This is a genomic window from Streptomyces sp. SBT349, from assembly GCF_001083795.1.
In the GTDB taxonomy this organism is placed as follows: Bacteria; Actinomycetota; Actinomycetes; order Streptomycetales; family Streptomycetaceae; genus Streptomyces.
This window is the reverse complement of record NZ_LAVK01000504.1, coordinates 1-3,979: the sequence shown is the minus strand read 5'-3', so window position 1 is coordinate 3,979 and position 3,979 is coordinate 1. Positions and strand designations below refer to the sequence as shown.

Sequence of the window (3,979 nt, the reverse complement as noted above, 5' to 3'; positions counted from 1 at the left end):
CGTGCCGGGGCGGGTGGATGAGGGTGATCTGCCGGACGATCTGGTGGAAGGCGACGAGCGCCGACACCGGGGGGAGGGCGGCGACCGCGATGCCGGTCGCCGACTTGGGCGCCTCGCCCACGCACAGGCCGACGGCGAGCCCGCAGAACAGGACGACCACGGCCCACGAGTGCAGGGTCTGCCGCTGGTGCAGGGCGGCCCGCAGGATCGACAGCGACCCCACCACCCAGGGGCCGAAGATCAGCAGCGGCCACCACGGGATCAGCTCGGGCGGCACGCTCGCGGAGGCCGCCTCGCGCAGCGGCTCATAGGAGATCAGGCCGCCGAGCACGCTGAGCATCGCCACCAGGGCCGCCGCCACGGCGGCGATCATCAGGCTGACGCAGCGCAGCCACAGCGAGGGGGTGGCGCCGCCGCGCCACCGCAGTCGGCGGCGCTCCCTGCGGTGGCTGCGGGCGGTGGCCGGGTGGTCGTTCAGGCCCGGGATCCGCGCTGTGTCGTCGATCACCAGCTCGGGCGGGATGAACAGCGGCGCGTGCGCTGTCGGGTCGTACAGCATGTGCTCGTTGAGAGACGTCACGACTCCGCCAACGACGCGTGCCAGGGGGGGATGTGCGGCATCCGGGTGAATGGCGGGCCGTGGGGTGGCATGCGGCACGGCCGCTTGACAAAGCGTTTCTTCACACTGTCCCCGGCGCGGGCACGGGCCTCGTAGGATCGGCCGGACCATGGATATCGCAGACATCGAGGAGCTGTGGGACCGGGTGACCGGCACGCAGCCCGAGCCCGAGCTCTGGCTCATAGTCGCCGCGGCCGTCGTCGCCCTGTCGGCGGTCGTGCCCTGGGGGGCGTGGCGCCTCGCGCGGAACACGATCACGATCGCCCACGAGGGCGGTCACGGCCTGATGGCGCTGCTGACCGGGCGGCGCCTGGAGGGCATACGGCTGCACTCCGACACCTCGGGGCTCACGGTCTCCCGGGGCAGGCCGACCGGGTTCGGCATGGTCCTCACCGCCGCCGCCGGGTACACGGCCCCCTCGCTGCTGGGCCTGGGCGGCGCCGCGCTGCTGGCCGACGGGCGCATCACGGCCCTGCTGTGGACCGCGACCGCGCTGCTGCTGGCGCTGCTGGTGATGGTGCGCAACGCCTACGGGATGCTGACCGTGGTGCTCACCGGCGCCGCGTTCCTGCTGGTGTCCTGGCTGACCGGGCCCGAGGTGCAGGCGGCGTTCGCCTACCTCGTGGTCTGGTTCCTGCTGTTCGGAGGCGTCAGGCCGGTCTTCGAGCTCCAGACCAAGCGGCGGCGCGGAGCGGCCCGCGACTCGGACGCCGACCAGCTGGCCCGGCTGACCCGGGTGCCCGCGCTGATGTGGCTGACCCTCTTCCACGTGGTGACGCTCACCGCGCTGACCGGCGGGGGGCGCTGGCTGCTCGACCTGTGACCGGCGGACCGGCGGAGCGGCGGACCGGTCCCGGGCTCGGGCTCGGTTACCGGGGCCGCGTCCCGGCCGCGCACTAGAGTGAGAACATGACCGACCACAGCGACACGATCGCTCTCTGGCCCGCGCCGTACGCCTCCGGCGCGGTGGACGCCATCGTCACGGTGCCCGGTTCCAAGTCGGTCACCAACCGCGCCCTCATCCTCGCCGCCCTGGCCGCCGACCCCGGCTGGCTGCGCCGCCCGCTGCGCTCCCGTGACACGCTGCTGATGGCCGACGCGCTGCGGTCCATGGGCATCGGCATCGAGGAGACCGTCTCCTCCAGCTCCGAGGTCTCCGGGCTCTCGGGAGGCCGCGGCGAGTCCTGGCGCGTCATCCCCGGGACGCCGCTGGCCCCCGCCGCCGTCGACGTGGGGAACGCGGGCACGGTCATGCGTTTCCTGCCGCCCCTCGCCGCCCTCGCCGACGGCCCGATCCGCTTCGACGGCGATCCCCGTTCCCGGGTCAGGCCGCTCGGGAGCCTGATCGAGGCGCTGCGTGGCCTCGGCGCCCGCGTCGAGGACGAGGGGCGCGGCAGCCTCCCGATGACGGTGCGCGGCGTCGGCTCGGTGGAGGGCGGCCCGGTGACGGTGGACGCCTCGACCTCCTCGCAGTTCATCAGCGCGCTGCTGCTCTCCGGCCCCCGCTTCAACCAGGGCGTCGAGGTCCGCCACACCGGCGGGCGGCTGCCGTCCCTGCCGCACATCAGGATGACCGTCGACATGCTCCGCAAGGCCGGGGCCCAGGTGGACGCGCCGGACTCGGGCGGCGAACCGAACGTGTGGCGCGTGACCCCCGGCGCCCTGCTGGGCCGCGACCTGGTGGTCGAGCCCGACCTGTCGAACGCGCAGCCGTTCCTGGCCGCCGCGCTGGTCACCGGCGGCACGGTCACCATCCCCGACTGGCCCGCCCACACCACCCAGCCCGGCGACGAACTGCGCCGCATCTTCACGGAGATGGGCGGCTCCTGCGTCCTCGACGACCGGGGCCTGACCCTGACCGGTACGGGCCGGGTGCTCGGCATCGACGCCGACCTGAGCGAGGTCGGTGAGCTGACGCCCGGGATCGCGGCGGTCGCGTCGCTCGCCGAGACGGAGTCGGTGCTGCGCGGCATCGGCCATCTGCGGCTGCACGAGACCGACCGGCTCGCCGCGCTCCGCAAGGAGATCAACGCGCTGGGCGGCGACGTCACCGAGACCGAGGACGGGCTGCGGATCCGCCCGCGCCCGCTGCGCGGCGGCGTCTTCCACACCTATGAGGACCACCGGCTGGCCACGGCGGGGGCGGTGCTCGGCCTGGTGGTGAAGGACGTGGAGATCGAGGACATCGCGACCACCGGCAAGACGATGCCGGACTTCCCCGACCTGTGGCACCGGATGCTGGCCGGGGAGAGAGACTAGGGACCGCGGGCCCGCGATGCGCCGGTACGGCAAGAACCCCGACGAGGACGACATCCGCGTCCGCCCCGCCCGCCGCAGCAGGCCGCGCACCCACCGGCGCCCCGCGCACGAGGACGCCGAGGAGGGCTTCGTCCTCACGGTGGACCGGGGGCGGGTGACGTGCCTGGTGGAGGACCGGACGGTGACCGCCATGAAGGCGCGGGAGCTGGGCCGCAAGAGCGTGGTGGTGGGCGACCGGGTGGCGGTCGTCGGGGACCTGTCGGGGAAGAAGGACACGCTCGCCCGGATCGTCAGGGTCGAGGAGCGGACCTCCACGCTGCGGCGGACGGCGGACGACGACGACCCGTTCGAACGCGTGGTGGTGGCCAACGCGGACCAGCTCGCCATCGTCACCGCGCTGGCCGACCCGGAGCCGAGGCCCCGGCTGATCGACCGCTGCCTGGTGGCGGCGTTCGACGCGGGCCTCGACCCGTTGCTGATCCTCACCAAGTCCGACCTGGCGCCCCCGGCCTCGGTGCTGGAGACCTACGCGCCGCTCGGTATCCGCCATGTGGTCACCACCCGCGAGGAGTTCGGCGAGGCGGCGGTGGCCGGGGTGCGGGAGCTGCTCGCCGGGCGGACCACGGCGTTCGTCGGGCACAGCGGCGTGGGCAAGACCACGCTGGTGAACGCGCTGGTGCCCGAGCGGCAGCGCCCCACGGGCGAGGTCAACGCGGTGACGGGGCGCGGCCGGCACACCACCGTCTCCGCGCTGGCGCTGCCGCTGCCCGGCGGCGGCGGGGGCTGGGTCATCGACACCCCGGGGGTGCGGTCGTTCGGGCTGAACCACGTGGACCCCTCCCGCGTCATCCACGCCTTCCCCGACCTGGAGCCCGGCACGGTGAACTGCCCGCGGGCGTGCAGCCACGACGAGCCGGACTGCGCGCTGGACGGGTGGGTGGCCGAGGGCCACGCCGAGCCCGCCCGGCTGTACTCGCTGCGCCGCCTGCTGGCCACGCGGGAGCGGCACGAGGGGGACTGACGCGGCCCGGCCCCGTTCGGCGGGCTCGGGCGCCGCGGGGGCGGTCGGGCAGAGCCGCGGCTCAGCGCGCGGCGGCCGTG

Annotated in this window: 4 protein-coding genes; 3 read left to right on the top strand and 1 reads right to left on the bottom strand. The window is 74.6% G+C overall.

Going from position 1 to position 3,979, the window contains the following annotated elements:
- The coding region (locus tag ADY01_RS33720; RefSeq protein WP_234320516.1) for a DUF2637 domain-containing protein at window positions 1-580 on the bottom strand (580 nt) is incomplete at its 3' end.
- A gap of 148 nt (window positions 581-728) precedes the next feature.
- On the opposite strand from ADY01_RS33720, the gene ADY01_RS33715 reads away from it, so the two are divergent.
- From ADY01_RS33715 to rsgA, 3 genes are all read left to right on the top strand, one after another.
- On the top strand, window positions 729-1,442 hold the full coding sequence (locus ADY01_RS33715; RefSeq protein ID WP_049580570.1) for a M50 family metallopeptidase: 714 nt from the start codon (window positions 729-731) through the stop codon (window positions 1,440-1,442).
- 86 nt (window positions 1,443-1,528) lie between these two features.
- The gene (aroA, locus tag ADY01_RS33710; protein ID WP_049580569.1) at window positions 1,529-2,878 is read left to right on the top strand and encodes a 3-phosphoshikimate 1-carboxyvinyltransferase; all 1,350 of its coding nucleotides are present in this window, start codon (window positions 1,529-1,531) and stop codon (window positions 2,876-2,878) included.
- A gap of 16 nt (window positions 2,879-2,894) precedes the next feature.
- The gene (rsgA, locus tag ADY01_RS33705; protein ID WP_049580568.1) at window positions 2,895-3,899 is read left to right on the top strand and encodes a ribosome small subunit-dependent GTPase A; all 1,005 of its coding nucleotides are present in this window, start codon (window positions 2,895-2,897) and stop codon (window positions 3,897-3,899) included.
- The last annotated feature ends 80 nt before the right edge of the window (window positions 3,900-3,979 follow it).